Source organism: Lachnospira pectinoschiza (assembly GCF_900103815.1).
In the GTDB taxonomy this organism is placed as follows: domain Bacteria; phylum Bacillota; class Clostridia; order Lachnospirales; family Lachnospiraceae; genus Lachnospira; species Lachnospira pectinoschiza_B.
In genome coordinates this window covers 806999-824611 of sequence record NZ_FNHZ01000001.1, presented here as the reverse complement: position 1 = coordinate 824611, position 17613 = coordinate 806999, and the positions used below count along the sequence as shown (strand labels likewise).

Here is a 17613-nt window from a genome sequence, read left to right as displayed (position 1 = left end):
ATCTTCCTCCTATAAAAAAAATCCCATATAGTGAGCCTACAACACACAAATGTTGTATGACAACTATATGGAACTATTTTATATTTATATAGATACACTGTCAATCCAAAGTAAGCCCATTAGGTTATCTTTTTCAAAGATTTCATCAAATATAAAGGCCTCATATAAGACCTCCATATTCTCCTCTGAATACTCAACCTGTCTTGAGAAAACATGAATTACATCTAACTGATCTTCATGAGTGAAATTCCAACCCTTATCAATCCATTTAGCCATATCCATCTCTTTAATCACAAAGAAATTAGTAATTAACATCTTTGCCTTACTTAAAACGTCATGGTCATAAATTGCCTTAGCAAAATATCTAAAGACAAAATACTGTAAAAGGTTCTTATATTCATCCATACGCTCCTGAATAAGGGCAAAAAATCTCGAATTATAGGTATAATACTCTTCGATAGTTAAAGCCTCGTGGAACTTAAATACCACGTCTTTAATGTCCCTTTCCCATTCATCATTTAAAACTTCCATATCCTCGTAAGCATAAATGATACTTCTTATACCTTCAGTCTCAGATAAACTATCAAAACGTCCATCCTCGTATTCGCGATTAATAGACATGAGAGTAGTCTCAACATCTGACTGGTCATAGTTCGAAATTAAGTCATTTAGGCCCTCATAATCGTCTTCGTTAATTAAGTCCTGCATCTTATCAGAAAGCTCTAATATGCACGCTAAACGCTCGTGTATAAGCAATTCCTTTTTCTCAAGGATCTTGAAAATGATATCTCGTGCCGCAAAAATAATGTCGGCATATTCTTTATCAAATTCACTATCTTCTACAACTTCTTCATCTAGCTCGCTTTCAACTAAGCTAAATTTCTCATTAGCTGATAAAACAATTCTTGCCGCCTCTTCGCAAGCCAAACCAATACCTGATTCTTTATACTCCCCAAAATACTCGCTGTATCTTGGAAATTGCGAACAGACAACACCTAAGTGTTCTTCACCTAATTCTGCATGGACCTTACAAAGCCCTGAGTCAAGCAATAATGGGCAATGTCCATTATTAAGCTTAAACATATGCTCTCCATCTTCGCTTGTTACTATGCTATTACGAATAGTCTCACCTAATTCCCCTGAAAGACTCTGATAATAGTCATAAGTTTCCTCGTCAATATCTATCTCCCATCCACCTACACAACAGTTATCATTACATCTATCTGTAATGCAATGAAAATCATTATAATAAAATGGAACCCTTAATTTCATAATTTATTTACCCTTATCTAATCTATAACTTAAGATTTCTCTCTAATCTCTGGTGAAGAGCCTTGATATGTTCTAGTTCTTCTCCATCTTCAATCTTACGGTCTGAATAATAGTATTCCACGCTGCCTCTTCCAACTAGTTCTTCTTCCTTTACAAGACCTGTGTTAATAATTGTTTCCCTTAGATGATTTGAAACACCTAAATTTCCATCTAACATTTCAATATCATTTGGGAATACCTTTGCAAATGTGTCTTTGAAATAATTAAAATGTGTGCATCCAAGCACTAATTGTGAGTAGTCAGCTAAATTATAATCTGCTAATGCTTTGTGAATATAATTAAGGAGTCTATCTCCTGAAAATTCATCGTTTTGTGCTAGTCTAACAAGACCTGGCATTGGAACGACATCAACCTTATTCTCCAAATCATATTTCATAATAAGATTCTTTAATTTCGGTTCTTTAGCTGTAACTGGTGTTGCCATAACCATAACTCTCTTATCCTTACAGTGGGCAACTGCCGGTTTAACAGCAGGTTCGATTCCAATTACTGGAATCTTATACTTATTACGAAGAGGTGTTATAGCTGCTGTTGTAGCTGTATTACAAGCAAGGACAATAACTTCACAACCCTTATCAACTAGAAATCCAACTGCATGATCAACTAATTTTCTTATCTCTTCAATGGACTTTTCTCCGTAAGGCACATGATCTGTGTCCGCGTAGAAATAGTAGTCCACCTCTGGTAAAACCTTCATACTTTGATGTAGAGTGGATAATCCGCCTATACCAGAATCAAAAAAACCAACTTTCATACTTATGCCTCGTAATTCTTATTCGTACAAAAAGTGCGGGCAAAAAGCGCCGCACTTTAAATAGTCATATTTATTTATGATGATTTACTCATCTTTTCTATAATATACTAGTATCTTGTCTTTTACAACTTTAACTTTTTTAAGTCTTATCTTTCCTCTTAAAATCTCTTCCTGTAAGTTACTTACAAAATACTTATTAAGAAGATTAGCCACCTGCTTATTAGCTGAACGCTGCATAGCTGCTATAAATAAAAGAACTAAAAAAGCTACTAGCTTAAATGCTGTAGGAACTACAAACCACACATAAAGTGCTGTCTGTCTAGCTAAGGCATAAAAAGCCACTCCTAATATTACAACATAAATAACTGAGACAATATAAGCCTTTAACCAGTCTACAAGATTAAGTGCCTTTAATCGTCCAAATAGATTATGATAACTTCTTGATTCTTCAGAAGTAATAGATATTTTTAAAACTTCCATCAAAATACCTCTCTATCTTTCTTAAATATATTACCCCTCCCATAAAAATATTAAAATAAGTTTTAACCGTCACTCAAAACATCTTCCACATATCTAATTGATAAATCAAGGAAATTAGATATTTCATAGTCTGGAACCCCATTATCATGAAGGATAAATACTAGTTCTTCAATGGTTGTTCCCTTTCTTCTCTCAGTAATAATAAAATGTTTTACCTGAGTTTCATCCATTTTCATACTCATATACTTAAAACCTCCGACTTGTTACTTTGCTATATAAAAGCAAACTAAGTAAGAAACAAAGATTGTTTCTCTTATCTTATATAGACACTTCTAACCGGGTATTAAAACTGTCTTTTAAAATTCTTTTGGGAGAAAGAATTCTAAATCGTAATGTAGATATCAATCCGATTCACATTTGCCTAATTATAACATATATACTATTAATAGTCAATTGCACAAAGGGCGCAAAGCCCCGTAAATACTGGCTTTGTTACATTTTCTTAAATATAAATAAAGTCCCGAAAATGTGTCAATTACGTCGCTTTTTATCAAAAGTCAAAGCTTATCACTAACAATTCTATCCAAAAGATAAACTCTATTAAAAGGAAATGAAAAATAATAGCCGTCAATAAAGTCCTTAGTCTGACTTATAACAGACTTTGCCACCTTAATACCAACCTCTTCTCCCTCTTCCTTTGTCATGTCCTCTCGATACATGGAAAGAATTTCATCAGTAACGTTAATTCCTGCCATTTCATTTTTCATAAAGCTAGCATTCTTAAGGCTTACTAAAGGCATAATCCCCGCTAATATCTTTGCCCTATCTCCCACAGCCTCTTTTATAGTCCTTAGCCTATCAATATCCTCTTTACTAAATATTGGTTGTGTAAAGAAAAATGTAGCGCCGGCCTCAAGCTTTTTAAGGACGCGATTTAGCTCTACCTTAAAATTACTTCTGCCCTGATTAATAGCACCGCCAAAGACCATCTGACTTTGATTAAACTGGTCGTAATTCATATCCTTAATGATATTCATAAGACCCACAGAATCAAAGTTAAATACTGACTTTACGCTTGAACGAACAATTGATGGAATGGGATCTCCTGTAATTACAAGGAAATTCTTAATGTCATTAACATAAGCTCCAAGTAACTGAGATCTAATAGCAATTGCATTCTTATCTCTACAGCAAATGTGTGGCATAACGCACATTCCTGTCTCGATATTTACTTTATTAGCCACAAGAATGGAATCTGCTCTTGTTCTACCTGAAGGTGAATCAGGAAATGTAAGCACATCCACACCCTTATTCTTTAAATAAAGAGCCGAAGAAATAAGCTTCTCATCATCTCCATTTAGAGGAGGTGCAAGCTCCACAGCAATTAGCTTACCACTAGCCTGATTAGGCTTATTATAAAAGGCTGCATCAGTAATTGCTTCTTTTCTTGTCTCCTTTACTTCATTGTCAATATTACGAACTTTTCCCTTAAAATCGAAGTTCTTAGCTATAGCCTTGATATGCTTTGGATTAGTACCACAACAGCCTCCAATAATATCAACGCCACAGTCAAGTAAGTTATCAATTCTTTCTTTAAAATAATCCACGTTCTGATTAAGGAAAACCATTCTACCGCTGACATTAGAAGGATAACCCACATTAGGAACTGCCATAAGTGGCTTAGTTATCATATAGCTAAGCTTCTTTATAATTGCCTCCATGTGACTAGGTCCAACCCCGCAATTAAAGCCTGTTGCAAAGATCTCGTCGCAGTTGTTGGCATCCTCTAATAAATGTCTTGCAGAAAGGCCAGCATTACTATATCCATACTGATTAACGGAAAAACTTACTAAAACCTCACCCTGTTTACTAGCAAGCTTAATAGCCTCCATTATGTAATCTAGGCTATCAAAGGTCTCAAAATCAAAGATTTCAACCCCTTCTTCAATAAAGGCAGAAACTATCTCAAGATACTCCTTTGTAAGCATCTCTCTATCCATTAAGTCACTAAATGGGATAGGCCCTATGGATGCTGCTAAAAATGTATCGCTATCGCTAAGCTCATCTTCCTTATTGGCTTCTTGCATCGCTAATTTAATAGCTGTTCTAGCATTAGAAATAGCAGCTCTTATATAGTCCTTAACCCTATCTATACTTGTATCAAGGCTTATGCTATTACATGCAAAGGTGTTAGTTCTAATAAGCTTAGCACCAGCCTCTATATATTCCTTATGGATATTAATTACCCTATCTTTATTAGTTATATTGGCAAATTCTGGTAATTCATTAGTATCAAAAAGATTGTTATAATATGTACCAAAAGCGCCATCTATCATTAATCGATTATCTTTTAAAAAAGCTTTTAAATTCATAAATTCCTTATCTAATAACCCCCGATTTTAAAGGATAAACACTGTGGTTGAGTATAACATATTACTTTCAATTTTTGTTAATAAAAATTTAATGTATAGGAATAAGTACAAAAGTGATTCATTTTGATAGAAATACCCCCCTTTTGGAGTGAATAAGAATTTTTAATACTATGTTAATATTTTCTTGTAAGAAAGAAACAAGACTGTGTATAAATTAAGATCGTGACACAGTATTATATAGGTTTACGTTGATGAAAAGTTGGGAGGCCTTTTATTAACAAAAAGTAAAATAAAAAAGAAGCTAGTGATGATAGGAGGGAGACCTATTGATGCCTGGCTTCTTTTTTATTTTGCTAGTAAATCAAAAAAGGGATAGGTAAGTTTGATATGTTACCTATCCCTTTTATCTACTAATATTTTCCTAAGCTTACCTTACTATCCTACTTTAATTCAGATGTACAATGTGGGCAACGTGTTGCCTTTACAGAAATCTTACTAAAGCAGTATGGACACTCCTTCTCTGTTGGGTCCTTAACTTCTTCCTTCTTACCAAGGCTAGAGAGCTTATTAACAGCCTTAACCATAAGGAAGATGCAGAATGCCATAATGATAAAGTTAACAACCTGAGTTAAGAAATCACCCCATAAAAGATACTGAGCATTCTCACCTGTTCCAGACCATGGTAAAAGAATCTTACCACCAAAGCTAGCACCACCAATTGAGTTGATTAATGGATTGATGAAATCAGTTGTAAGGGCTGTTACAATGCTACCAAATGCAGCACCAATGATAACGCCGACTGCCATATCCATTACATTTCCCTTAAGTGCGAATTCCTTGAATTCTTTAAAGAATTTTTTCATATGATAATCCTCCCAAATTCATAGATTTATTCTTGATATTATTCTAGAAAGCTTTCTAAAATACTTCTAGAATTTATTTTAGTTTATTTCATTAAAATAGGCAATAGAAAATTCAATCTTATGACAATTCTCCTTTGCTAATGTCCTGCACTAACACCCTTTGCCAATCCACTAGATTAGCGATATTGCTCAATGTAATAATCAGAAGCTTCCTTAATGGCATCAATATCATCTAAATTAGACTTATCAAATACGCCAATAGTTTTAAAACCTGCAGATTTTGCTGCATTTATAGCAACATATAAATCTTCAAATACAAGGCAATCACTAATATCTGCTCCAATACGCTTTGCCGCCTCTATGTAGACATCAGGAAATTTCTTTCCTCTATTAACTTCCTTAGTCTGTACAAAGACATCAAAGAAGTCATAAATGCCGTTTCTAATTAAGCAATCCTTATAAAGGATCTCATCTGAAGAGGTAGCCACTGCAAGCTTAATATTTAAGTCCTTCATCTTCTTAAGTAAATCAAAGGCCCCAGGCTTTAACATAATGTCTTCTCTATAGGCCTTAATTGCCATGCCATACCATTCATTTACTATGTCTTTTGGATCTTCCTCTAAATTGTATCTCTCAACTGTATAAACTGCGCCAGATTCAAAATTATGCTTTTTAATTTCAATGGCATATTCTTCTGTCATAGGAATATTTCTTTTCTTTAAAAATTCCTCATCTACCTTTGTCCAAACATCAGAGGAATCAAGTAAAGTGCCATCTAAATCAAAAATGGCATATTTGTATTTATATAAATCTTCGTAATTCATTAATTAATTTCCTTTCAAGCCTAGTCTATTGTCAAGACTCGCGAGCAAGTCTTGCGCGCCGGATTCGGGTCTGCTACTGCAGACAAATTCCTGTCCGAATCCGTGCGCATCCTCGCGGAGCGTTTAACTCAGTCGGAGCTTGTACTCCGACTGAGTTAAAAAAAGGCGCCAAAAATGGCGCCTAACTAAACTATCTTTTAATTATTCAGCCTGACTGGTTGACTCTTGTGCTTCTTCTGTTGATTCCTCGCTTGTGTCAGAATCCTCTGAATCTGAGCTTGTAGAGCTTGTAGATGAGCTATACATCTTAATTCTGTTATGAATATTAGTAAAGCTCATAGCCTCCATAACAGGGCTAATAACCTCGTTATACTTCTGGCTTAGAATTGTTGATCTAATCTCATCTTCATCGTAATCAGTAGAACTATCCTCTGTTGACTCTGTAGAATCTGTTGAATCAGTTGATTCTGTAGAATCGCTTGAGTAGTTTTCAGCAATATAAGCAGCTACTTCTTCATCAGTTGCAGCAAGTTCTTCCTGTAACTGCTCAAGGTAGCTCTGAGCCTCTAAAACTTCAAGAATATATGACTTAATATTTGAAAGGCTAGCATTGTCGCCGTAAAGTGACTTAACATATTCCTTAACGGACATGCTGTTAGACTCTGCTGTTGATGTAATATTTTCAACAAATTCATTGTAGTCATCATCAGCTGTTGTATACTCGTAACCAGCTTCACTAGCTAACTGTAATAATGCCTTATATTCCTTAATTGTATCAACTGTCTGTGATGCGAAATAATCATACCATGTGTAATCATCAGAATATGTCTGAGCCTTATCCTTCTTTGAAGAACTATAGCCTAAGTAATTCTCATAATAATCAAGATATGTCATGTCGCTATAAAGTGTAGTATTAAATAATGTGGACTTAGTCATTCCGTAATAGAAATCAAATTCGATTTCGCTTACATTTTCATTATTAACCTTAATAAACTGTGTATGAATTCTATAGTATCTTAAAGAAAATGCAGCAACACCACTAATTACAATAATTGCCACAAGGCATAAGGCAACGGTTTTTGCAATAAATTTATTACGCTTAGCCTTACGTTCCTCTTCCTTTCTTTTAGCTACCTTCTTGTCATACTTAGTAACGACTTTTCCAGTATTGTCATTACTTTCCTGTTTCTTTCCCATTTTTTAGAAACCTCCATAAATTATTCTATACCTAGCTCTTCTTTAAGTTCGTCAAGTTCAAGCATCCAAATATGTGAGCTTGCATCACTTGGCATTCTTAAATCTCCCCTTGGTGATACTGCAACAGAACCAACCTTAGGTCCATCTGGTAAACAAGAACGCTTAAACTGCTGAGCAAAGAATCTCCAAGTAAAGGTACGAAGCCATTTGTAGATTATAGCATCCGAATATGTATTTTCTTTGATTTCCTCTGCAAAAGCTAGCTTTGCAATTCTAAATAATTTCTTTGGTGTCATGCCAAATCTTAACATGTGATAAAGGAAGAAATCATGTAGCTCGTAAGGTCCCACTAAATCCTCAGTTTTTTGAGCAATCTTGCCATCCTTATCTGGTGGTAAAAGCTCTGGAGATACTGGTGTATCAAGTACATCAAGTAAGACTCTAGATAATTCCTCTTCCTTACATGTATCAGCATAAAATCTAACCAAATGTCTTACCAAAGTCTTAGGTATAGATACATTTACAGCATACATAGACATGTGATCGCCGTTGTATGTAGCCCAACCAAGAGCTAACTCTGATAAATCCCCTGTACCTATTACAAGACCTGCTGTTTGATTAGCAATATCCATTAAAAGCTGTGTACGCTCTCTTGCCTGACTGTTCTCATAAGTGACATCATGCACTGACTCATCGTGATTAATATCATGAAAATGTTGTCTAACAGCATCTACAATACTAATCTCCCTTAAAGAACAACCTAGCTTCTTTGTAAGTAAAACTGCATTAGAATAAGTTCTATCAGTTGTACCAAATCCAGGCATTGTTACACAAGTAATGCCCTTTCTATCTAAACCTAATAAATCAAAGGCTCTTGCAGTAACAAGTAATGCAAGTGTAGAATCAAGGCCACCTGAAATACCTATAACTGCTGACTTAGAATGAGTATGTTCTAATCTCTTCTTTAAGCCATAAGACTGGATATTTAAGATTTCCTCACATCTTGCATCTCTCTCCTCCTTATCAGAAGGTACGAAAGGTGCCTTATCATAAAATCTATTAAGCTCTAAATCTAATTTTCTAATTTCATCAAGTTCAATAATTGCTGCAAAATCTGCCGACTTATCCTCTAGTGCTCTAAAGGTAGACATTCTGCGTCTTTCAGCAACTAACTTCTCTATATCAATATCAGCATAGATGTTCTCGCCGCTAAAACGCTTTGACTCTGCGAGCACACTGCCATTTTCAGCAATAATATTATGACCTGAGAAGACAATATCCTGAGTGGATTCGCCCTCACCTGCACTTGTGTAAACATAAGCGCAAAGAAGTCTAGCTGAAGTGCTTGAAACAAGGCTCTTTCTATAGTTTGCCTTGCCAATAAGCTCGTTACTTGCAGAAGCATTAACAATTAAAGAAGCCCCCTGCACTGTAACCATAGATGTACTTGGTGGATTAACTGTCCATAAATCCTCGCAAATTTCAACGCCTACGATTAAGTCCTCGAAATTTGAAAATTTATAGCAAAGTTCATTTGAAAATGGAACGAAATCCCCACAAAATTCTATAAACTCACCCTTTTTAGGACCCGGATTAAACCATCTTGCCTCATAGAATTCCCCATAGTTTGGAATATGCTTTTTTGTTGTAAAACCGTGAATTTCTCCATCCTTTACTGCTGCCACAACATTATAAAGCTTAGACTTTACCTGTAATGGAAGTCCAATAAAGAAAAGAGTTCCAGGAAATTCACTAGAATATTCCTTTAACTCTACTAAAGCCTTTTTAGCCTCATCTAATAACTTTTTTTGTAAAAATAAATCATTACAAGTATAGCCAGTTAAAACTAGCTCTGGAAAAGAAACAATAGCTGCACCCTTGTCATAAGCTTCCTTCATTAAGACCTTAACCGCCTCAAGATTTGCACTAACGTCCGCTACTGTTACCTTAGGAGTCATACTTGCAACTCTTACAAAACCATCTTTCATTAAAGAAACTCCTTATTCACTAAGATTTTCAGGCATTGCACAAGAAACTCTTAAAACTCTATGTCCGTCAAGTAATTTGTTCTCAAGTCTGTAGAAAGATACAACCTTTGTTATATGATTGTCCTTTGAAACTAACTCATGCTGATAACAAACATATCTCTTTTCAATAAACTGTTCTCTAAATTCCTGAATTAAAGACTCATATTCTACATCAGGTACTAAGTTCTTAAAACTAATCTTTCCGTCCTTAATATCTTCCTCTGTGTAACCTAAAACTTCTGTAAATCTCTCATCGATATCAAGAATTCTACCGCTTCTCATAAGAATTGAGAAACATACGTAAGGTACTGCTATCATTGAATCTGCCATAAAAATCCTACCTTTCTATATAGCCACCCCGAAAATTCGAGGTGGCCAATCACTATACTTAACTAAATAATAAGCTAAATCAGGCATATTATCTAGTCTAATATTATATTTTACAAATATTTTTAGAAAAAATTTACTTCTGAAGTGAAGCTAATCTCTCCTTAACCTGCTCAAGCATAGCACTATACTTAGCAAGCTTTTCCTTCTCTTCGTTGATCTTGCTTTCTGGAGCCTTAGATACGAACTTCTCGTTATTTAACATGCCGTTACAACGAGCGATTTCGCCGTTAAGCTTCTTCTCTTCCTTAGATAATCTCTCGATTTCCTTATCAATATCTACTAATTCAGCAAATGGAATGTAGATTACTGCATCTGGAATAACTGTTGAAACAGCATCCTCAGAGATTCCTGTCTTATCTTCCTGGATATGAACTTCTGAAGCGTAAGCAAGAGTTGCAAAGAAAGCGTTAGCATTTGCAAATGTATCTCTAACCCAAGCATCCTCAGATACAACATAAACTGCTGCCTTTCTACTTGGAGCTACATTCATCTCAGCTCTTAAGTTACGGATATTTCTAACTGCAACCTTAATAGCCTCAATAGCCTTCTCTTCATCAGCGAAGTTAAACTTCTCATCATATACAGGCCAGCTACTAATCATAATAGACTCTTCTTCATCCTGAATATTGCAGAAGATTTCCTCTGTAATAAATGGCATATATGGATGAAGTAACTTTAAGGCATCAATTAATACCTTCTTTAAAGTCCAAATAGCTGCAACCTTTGTTGTATCTTCGTCGTTATAAAGTCTTGGCTTAACCATTTCAATATACCAGTCACAGAACTCTTCCCATAAGAAGTTGTTAATCTTATCTACAGCGATACCCATTTCATACTTCTCTAAGTTGTCTGTAACTTCTGTTACTAAGTTGTTAAGCTTAGATAAAATCCACTTATCAGCTGATGTTAAGTTAGCTGGAATTTCATCTGTTGCCTTAACCTTATTATCTGGATCATTCATCATAATAAATCTTGATGCGTTCCAAACCTTATTAGCGAAGTTTCTAGAAGCTTCAACTCTCTCATCATAGTAACGCATATCATTACCAGGAGCATTACCTGTAATAAGTGTGTAACGAAGAGCATCAGCACCGTACTTTTCAATAACTTCAAGTGGATCTACACCATTTCCAAGTGACTTACTCATCTTACGACCCTGTGAATCACGAACAAGACCATGGAATAATACCTTGTCAAATGGCTTCTTACCCATCTGCTCATAACCTGAGAAAATCATTCTGATTACCCAGAAGAAGATAATATCGTAACCTGTAACTAATACGTTAGTAGGGTAGAAATAATCAAGTTCTTCTGTCTTTTCTGGCCAACCAAGTGTTGAGAATGGCCAAAGAGCTGATGAGAACCAAGTATCAAGTGTATCAGGATCCTGAGTCATGTGGCCGCCACACTTAGGACAAGTACAAACTTCATCCTTTGAAACTACCATTTCACCGCACTCATCACAGTAATATGCTGGAATTCTATGACCCCACCATAACTGTCTTGAAATACACCAGTCCTTAATATTATCTGTCCAGTTGTAGAATGTCTTATCCATAGAAGCTGGAATTAACTGAATGTCACCATTCTTAACGCCTTCTACTGCTGGCTTAATAAGATCTTCCATCTTAACAAACCACTGCTGCTTAATCATAGGCTCAACAGTTGTCTTACATCTATCATGAGTACCAACGTTATGAACGTGATCTTCAACTCTAACTAAAAGACCTTCTGCCTCTAAATCAGCAACCATAGCCTTTCTAGCTTCGTATCTATCCATACCCTTATACTTACAATCAATCTTAATTGTAGCATCATCATTAAGGATGTTGATTTCTGGTAAATTGTGTCTCTTACCAACTTCAAAATCGTTAGGGTCATGGGCTGGAGTAATCTTAACAACACCAGTACCAAATTCCATATCAACGTATTCATCAGCAATAATAGGAATTGTTCTATCTGTAAGTGGAAGCTTAACTTCCTTACCAACAAGGTCTGTATATCTCTCATCCTTAGGATTTACTGCAAGTGCGCTATCACCAAGTAATGTTTCAGGTCTTGTTGTTGCGATTTCAACGCATCTATCTTCACCAACTACTGGGTAGTTAATGTGCCAGAAATGTCCTGCCTGCTCCTCATGCTCAACTTCAGCATCAGAAATAGATGTATTACATACTGGACACCAGTTAATGATTCTTGAACCCTTGTAAATAAGGCCTTTCTCATATAACTTAATGAAAACTTCCTGAACGGCATTAGAACAGCCCTCATCCATTGTGAATCTTTCTCTGTCCCAATCACATGAAGAACCAATCTTCTTTAACTGGCTAGTGATTGTTCCGCCGTATTCCTTCTTCCATTCCCAAGTTCTTTTAAGGAAACCTTCTCTACCAAGCTCGTGCTTATCAATACCCTCATCCTTTAAGGCATTAGTAACCTTAACTTCTGTTGAGATTGAAGCATGATCAGTACCAGGAACCCATAAAGCTTCAAAGCCCTGCATTCTCTTAAATCTAATTAAAATGTCCTGCATTGTGTTATCAAGGGCATGACCCATATGTAACTTACCTGTAATATTTGGAGGTGGCATTACAATTGTAAATGGTTTCTTACTCCTATCAACTTCTGCATGGAAATACTTCTTATCTAACCACTTCTGATATGTTCTATCTTCAATATCAGCTGGGTTATAAGTCTTTGCTAATTCTTTACTCATACTTTACTCCTTCAAAATAATAAATAATAAGAAAACGCCCTCTGCGGGCATTTGCTCGCAAAGGGCGTATTAAACGCGGTACCACCTTTGATTATACTCATTAAATTCTGTAACGGGAATTCCCGGTAAGACTTAAGTCATCTAGTCTGCTTTTGAAAATGTATCTCTTAATCAGTATCTCTTAATCAAAAGAGCCTAAAAGGTTCTCGGTCTTACTGCAAGAAAGCTACCTTCCACTAATCTTTACCCAAAATATCTTCCAGCCAATGTAAACAAAGGATACTTCTCTCTGTTGGCTACTAGTTAGCTTACTCCTCTTTCTTATAGCATAAATATTAAATTAACATATTCAGAAATTTAGTAAAGCGGACATTCGGAATCCGCTTCGCTACTTCCTCATGAACGCAGTGGCACTGCGTTCACAATATGTACTTTCTAATAATAATATGCCATAAGTAAAAAATCAAGCCTAAATATTAGCTAGTAAGCTAGTCACTAACCTTAATCCCAATATCCTAGTTCCACGCCCTTCTTATAAATAGCAAGGGCCTGACTATAATAGCCATAGGCATTAAAATGTGTCCAGTCATATCTTAGCTGACTTGAGATTTTTCCATACTCATAGCCTTCGCAATCCTCTTCCGTCTCTTCCAAACCGCAATCGCTAAGGCCATTTTCAATTAAATAAAGTCTTGTATTAAGGAAGTGATCCCCATAGGCTTGTGATAATGCATTCTCCCATTCTGTAGTCATAAGTCCTCTTGGATTACCCTGGGCATCCACATCTGTTTCCCACCATTCAGCAATACTATCCCCTGGGTCATCAGTGTCCCCTACAATAATGTAGTAATCACAGTTATTTGCAACAATCATAGAATCTATCTGGGCTATTAAATCATCATAATCTTCCCAGCCGCCGTTACTTCCGACCTCTATAACTAAAATATCTCCAGCTGTTTCTACGGCTGCAGCAGTTTTTACAACGCTACCCTTCTCAAGGCTCACAGGTGTTGAATCTCTTAAAGCGCTAGCACTTATCTCATCTCCATCTGCATAAAGATAAGCAAAACTATCATCTAGACTATAAAACTTCTCTAGATAAATGTTCCCCTCATCGTCTAATAAAACCTTAAATCTTAGACCTTCAATATAGACGATATCACTTTCATGCATATAACTTGAACAGCCATAGCCATTGTAGTCATTCATGTAAACTAGGTTGCCATCTTCTGTAACGATATTTACTCTAACAGGTTCATCTCCTACAATAACGTCTCTATCAAGATACATGGAAATTCCGCCCTCTCTTAGAGCAATTTCATAGGAAGTCTCACCAATTCTACCTAGGTTATTGACCTTAAGACCAGTTAAATAACCCACGGTATCAGAGGATGCAAGACCAGTAACGTCATAGTAATTACCATCAAGTTCTACAACTCCACCAATCTCATCACCAATACCTTCTGTCATTGAGTCTCCCCAAAAAGTTATTGCACGTAGCAAACCGTCATAGACCGTTAAATCAGGATTAACAGCTCTCTCGGTCTCAGATTCATTTTCAATAATTGAAGACCAATCAATACCTGTAGTTTCCTCTTCGTCGGCGCCGTATACATTCTCTATGTCATTGTCATTATTCTTTGCTCGTTTAATAAGGCCATAAGCTGCAATAGATAAAATCGCTACCACAACCATGACTATGCTAAAAACCACTTTTAATTTCTTTAACATAAGCTACCTCTTTTCTACCTTCATTATAAACAATCTTGGCAAAATAACAAGTTTATTATCTAAATTACAGATTTTGTGCTATACTTAAAGTAACTTAAATTCACAATTAAAAATTAAATTTTAAGATATCTAGAGGAGGATTTTTATATGGAGACAAGACCTTATGTTCCTTGGGATTTAATTGGCGACTTCATGAGAGATGCCTTTGTGGCAGTTGGGGTACCAAAGGATGATGCTAAAATTTGCGCAGACGTCCTTATGGAAAGTGACCGCAGAGGTATTGAAAGTCATGGTTGCAACCGCTTTAAGCCAATTTACATTGACAGAATCAATGCAGGCATTCAAAATCCCGTAACTAATTACGAAGTTATTAAAGATACGGCAACCACAGTAGTTGCTGATGCCCACGATGGTATGGGAATGGTGGCTTCTTATAAAATGATGAAAAGCCTGATAGAAAAGGCTAAAACCTACGGTATGGCCGCCGGTGCTATTAGAAACTCAACCCACTACGGTATCGCTGGTTACTGGGCTATGATGGCTTCTAAAGAAAATATGATTGGCATTACCGGTACTAATGCAAGACCTTCCATTGCACCAACCTTTGGTGTTGAAAATATGCTTGGTACTAATCCCCTTACCTTTGCTATGCCAACAAATGAGGAATTCCCATTTGTTCTAGACTGTGCAACTTCTATTACTCAAAGAGGTAAGATTGAGTTTTATGCTAGATCTGGTAAGGACACACCAGCTGGTATGGTTATAGGTAAAGATGGTGAGGCTAAGACAAATAGTAGCGAAATCCTAGTGGACTTAACTAAGGGAGAGGCAGCCCTTGCCCCACTTGGTGGAATCGGAGAAGAACTAGCAGGTTACAAGGGTTATGGCTACGCTACAATTGTAGAAATTTTATCTGCTGCCCTAGCTTCTGGTAACTTTTTAAAGGCTCTTTCAGGTATTGATGCAAATGGCAATAAAGGCCCATATCATCTTGGCCATTTCTTTATTGTTATTAACCCTGATTTCTTCTGCGGTGCTGAAGACTTTAAAAAGATTACAACTGAGATTCTAAAGGAACTTAGAGCTTCTAAGAAAGCCCCAGGCCAGGATAGAATCTATACTGCCGGTGAAAAAGAATGGCTTGTATGGCAAGAAAGAAAAGATAAGGGTGTTCCTGTAGGCGAAGCTGTTTAAAAAGAATTTATTGAAATTAGAGATAAGTATAACTTGCCTTACACATTCCCTTTTGAATAAAATTTACCAAAAGCAGGTGCTAGAAAATTCTAACACCTGCTTTTTTTACTTTCTCAGTCTTCTCTCTAATCTAGTCTATATCTATCCAAGTTCTTTACTTCCTCATAAATCTTATCAAGAAGGTCTTGTACTCTTGTGGCTGATTCTAGATTTTCTTCACTAAGTTGTGCAGCTTGACTTGCACCTGCGGAAGTTTCCTCACTAAAGGCTGATAGCTGACTAATATTTTCTACAAATACTTTATTAATATCATTAAGCTCTGTCATCATCTGGCTAATCTTTGAAATTCCACCTGTTAAGTCTTTAAAGCTTGAATCAATAACAGTGAAATTATCCTTTGTAGCATCAATAAGTTCATTTTGCTTTGCAATAATATCAACAGTTGTTACAACTGAATTAACTGCTGCATTAGCATCCTTTGATAAGTCATTGATGATTTGCTGAATGTTATCAGTAGAATTCTTTGTCTCTTCTGCTAACTTTCTAATTTCTTCAGCTACAACTGCAAAACCTCGACCTGCCTCTCCTGCTCTTGCAGCCTCAATACTTGCATTAAGGGCAAGGAGATTTGTCTGACTTGAAATTGACTGAATTGTTGCTACAATTGCATCCATTTCACTTGTTCTGTTTTGAAGATTCTGCATTGTATCCTTAACTAGCTTATTAGCTTCATTAATATTCTGAGAGCCGGATTTAAGCTCATTTACCTGCTTTGTTGCATTTTCAACATTAGACTTGGACTCTGTAGCAATAGCAACCACATTGTCGGTTTCAGCAGAAGACTCCTCGATAGCTGTCTGAATCTTTTGAGAGATGTCAGTCTGATCTTGAATGTTCTCTGCGGTTTGTCTACTGCCATTTGAAATATCATTAACAGAGCTATTCGTTGCCTCTGTCTGTCTATGTAAATCCCTAATTAGCTCGTCTGCCTCGCTAGTTCCTGCCTTAATCTCCTCTGCCGCAGATAAAACTTCCTTTAACATCTTAGTCTGCACTTCCTTGGCATCGTTTAATTCCTCGTGGCTCTCTAGCATAAACTTTGTGGCATATTTGTAAGCATAGTAACAAATTACAGACATAACAATTGACATTAATGCAGAAGTTACAATTTCAGTAGCATATTCTGTAAAAAGTCTACCTGTTACGCCTTCTAAAATCAGCTTGATAACATTTCCAACTATAGCCAAGCTCATTTGATACAGACAAAATCTCTTATCAAAGAAGAGAATTCCTATAACCATAATTGGGAAAATGTAAGTACTTGTGTAAATCATCTCTCCTGGCAAAAGGATAATTAAATATGCAAGATAAACTCCTGCATATAAAATGTATCTCAAGCTTTCACTTGATGCATTAGTCTTAAGAGTATAGAAGCCATATCCCCATGTAATAACACAGACCACAATATAGGCAATTCTAAGTGCAGCGGTGGATGAATTTGAAACATAGAGACCCACCATAAGAATGAAGGTCAAACTAGTGATTACCCAATATAAAATCTTATTGATTTGAGCAACCTGTCCGCCTCTTTTTTTGCTATTTTTAAGCGCATTTTCCTGGTCCATTAATAAAACCTCCTGATATTAAATTGTTACGATTAATATATACACTATATGAATTATAACATAAATAAAATCAGGAGGTGTGAATTTTTTGATATTCTATATCTATAT

The 17613-nt window shown here is 36.0% G+C and carries 14 protein-coding genes; 1 reads left to right on the top strand and 13 read right to left on the bottom strand.

Features of this window, described 5'->3' with window-relative positions; all coding sequences use genetic code 11:
- Positions 1-84: 84 nt before the first annotated feature.
- The 12 genes from fliB to BLQ66_RS12125 form a co-directional block, all read right to left on the bottom strand.
- The gene (fliB, locus tag BLQ66_RS03455) at positions 85-1272 is read right to left on the bottom strand and encodes a flagellin lysine-N-methylase (protein ID WP_074520927.1); all 1188 of its coding nucleotides are present in this window, start codon (positions 1270-1272) and stop codon (positions 85-87) included.
- 22 nt (positions 1273-1294) lie between these two features.
- Positions 1295-2086, bottom strand: coding sequence for a glutamate racemase (gene murI, locus BLQ66_RS03450; RefSeq protein WP_074520926.1), 792 nt, complete (start codon positions 2084-2086; stop codon positions 1295-1297).
- Positions 2087-2170: 84 nt separating this feature from the next.
- Positions 2171-2566 (bottom strand): hypothetical protein, encoded by a 396-nt coding sequence (locus BLQ66_RS03445; RefSeq protein ID WP_074520925.1) that lies wholly within the window; start codon positions 2564-2566, stop codon positions 2171-2173.
- Positions 2567-2628: 62 nt separating this feature from the next.
- Positions 2629-2808 (bottom strand): TBP-associated factor 9 domain-containing protein, encoded by a 180-nt coding sequence (locus BLQ66_RS03440; RefSeq protein WP_027430445.1) that lies wholly within the window; start codon positions 2806-2808, stop codon positions 2629-2631.
- A 315-nt stretch (positions 2809-3123) separates the two neighbouring features.
- On the bottom strand, positions 3124-4938 hold the full coding sequence (locus BLQ66_RS03435; RefSeq protein ID WP_074520924.1) for a bifunctional homocysteine S-methyltransferase/methylenetetrahydrofolate reductase: 1815 nt from the start codon (positions 4936-4938) through the stop codon (positions 3124-3126).
- 440 nt (positions 4939-5378) lie between these two features.
- The gene (gene mscL, locus BLQ66_RS03430; protein ID WP_074520923.1) at positions 5379-5801 is read right to left on the bottom strand and encodes a large conductance mechanosensitive channel protein MscL; all 423 of its coding nucleotides are present in this window, start codon (positions 5799-5801) and stop codon (positions 5379-5381) included.
- 176 nt (positions 5802-5977) lie between these two features.
- Positions 5978-6625: an HAD family hydrolase gene (locus BLQ66_RS03425; protein ID WP_074520922.1), complete on the bottom strand. Its 648-nt coding sequence runs from the start codon at positions 6623-6625 to the stop codon at positions 5978-5980.
- A gap of 201 nt (positions 6626-6826) precedes the next feature.
- Positions 6827-7822: a hypothetical protein gene (locus BLQ66_RS03420; RefSeq protein WP_074520921.1), complete on the bottom strand. Its 996-nt coding sequence runs from the start codon at positions 7820-7822 to the stop codon at positions 6827-6829.
- A gap of 20 nt (positions 7823-7842) precedes the next feature.
- Entirely contained in the window at positions 7843-9810 is a 1968-nt protein-coding gene (locus tag BLQ66_RS03415; protein ID WP_074520920.1) for an NAD(+) synthase, read from the bottom strand.
- A gap of 12 nt (positions 9811-9822) precedes the next feature.
- The gene (locus BLQ66_RS03410) at positions 9823-10179 is read right to left on the bottom strand and encodes a PAS domain-containing protein (RefSeq protein WP_027430439.1); all 357 of its coding nucleotides are present in this window, start codon (positions 10177-10179) and stop codon (positions 9823-9825) included.
- Positions 10180-10312: 133 nt separating this feature from the next.
- Complete coding sequence (locus tag BLQ66_RS03405) at positions 10313-12955, bottom strand: valine--tRNA ligase (RefSeq protein ID WP_074520919.1); 2643 nt, start codon at positions 12953-12955, stop codon at positions 10313-10315.
- 501 nt (positions 12956-13456) lie between these two features.
- Positions 13457-14686 carry a hypothetical protein gene (locus BLQ66_RS12125; RefSeq protein ID WP_242869315.1) on the bottom strand — a complete coding sequence of 410 codons (1230 nt, stop codon included), beginning with the start codon at positions 14684-14686 and terminating at the stop codon, positions 13457-13459.
- A gap of 147 nt (positions 14687-14833) precedes the next feature.
- Here BLQ66_RS12125 and BLQ66_RS03395 point away from each other — a divergent pair, with 147 nt between their 5' ends.
- Entirely contained in the window at positions 14834-15880 is a 1047-nt protein-coding gene (locus tag BLQ66_RS03395) for an Ldh family oxidoreductase (protein WP_074520918.1), read from the top strand.
- A gap of 125 nt (positions 15881-16005) precedes the next feature.
- On the opposite strand, the gene BLQ66_RS03390 is transcribed toward BLQ66_RS03395, so the two are convergent.
- Positions 16006-17505, bottom strand: a complete 1500-nt coding sequence (locus BLQ66_RS03390) for a methyl-accepting chemotaxis protein (RefSeq protein ID WP_074520917.1) — start codon at positions 17503-17505, stop codon at positions 16006-16008.
- Positions 17506-17613: the final 108 nt, after the last annotated feature.

What these genes read in the sequence shown, in the direction of transcription:
- BLQ66_RS03440 (WP_027430445.1), bottom strand. Translation starts at nt 2,808, where the DNA reads ATGAGTATGAAAATGGATGAAACTCAGGTAAAACATTTTATTATTACT.
- BLQ66_RS03390 (WP_074520917.1), bottom strand. Translation starts at nt 17,505, where the DNA reads ATGGACCAGGAAAATGCGCTTAAAAATAGCAAAAAAAGAGGCGGACAG.
- BLQ66_RS03405 (WP_074520919.1), bottom strand. Translation starts at nt 12,955, where the DNA reads ATGAGTAAAGAATTAGCAAAGACTTATAACCCAGCTGATATTGAAGAT.
- BLQ66_RS03415 (WP_074520920.1), bottom strand. Translation starts at nt 9,810, where the DNA reads ATGAAAGATGGTTTTGTAAGAGTTGCAAGTATGACTCCTAAGGTAACA.
- BLQ66_RS12125 (WP_242869315.1), bottom strand. Translation starts at nt 14,686, where the DNA reads ATGTTAAAGAAATTAAAAGTGGTTTTTAGCATAGTCATGGTTGTGGTA.
- fliB (WP_074520927.1), bottom strand. Translation starts at nt 1,272, where the DNA reads ATGAAATTAAGGGTTCCATTTTATTATAATGATTTTCATTGCATTACA.
- BLQ66_RS03395 (WP_074520918.1), top strand. Translation starts at nt 14,834, where the DNA reads ATGGAGACAAGACCTTATGTTCCTTGGGATTTAATTGGCGACTTCATG.
- BLQ66_RS03410 (WP_027430439.1), bottom strand. Translation starts at nt 10,179, where the DNA reads ATGGCAGATTCAATGATAGCAGTACCTTACGTATGTTTCTCAATTCTT.
- mscL (WP_074520923.1), bottom strand. Translation starts at nt 5,801, where the DNA reads ATGAAAAAATTCTTTAAAGAATTCAAGGAATTCGCACTTAAGGGAAAT.
- BLQ66_RS03420 (WP_074520921.1), bottom strand. Translation starts at nt 7,822, where the DNA reads ATGGGAAAGAAACAGGAAAGTAATGACAATACTGGAAAAGTCGTTACT.
- murI (WP_074520926.1), bottom strand. Translation starts at nt 2,086, where the DNA reads ATGAAAGTTGGTTTTTTTGATTCTGGTATAGGCGGATTATCCACTCTA.
- BLQ66_RS03425 (WP_074520922.1), bottom strand. Translation starts at nt 6,625, where the DNA reads ATGAATTACGAAGATTTATATAAATACAAATATGCCATTTTTGATTTA.
- BLQ66_RS03445 (WP_074520925.1), bottom strand. Translation starts at nt 2,566, where the DNA reads ATGGAAGTTTTAAAAATATCTATTACTTCTGAAGAATCAAGAAGTTAT.
- BLQ66_RS03435 (WP_074520924.1), bottom strand. Translation starts at nt 4,938, where the DNA reads ATGAATTTAAAAGCTTTTTTAAAAGATAATCGATTAATGATAGATGGC.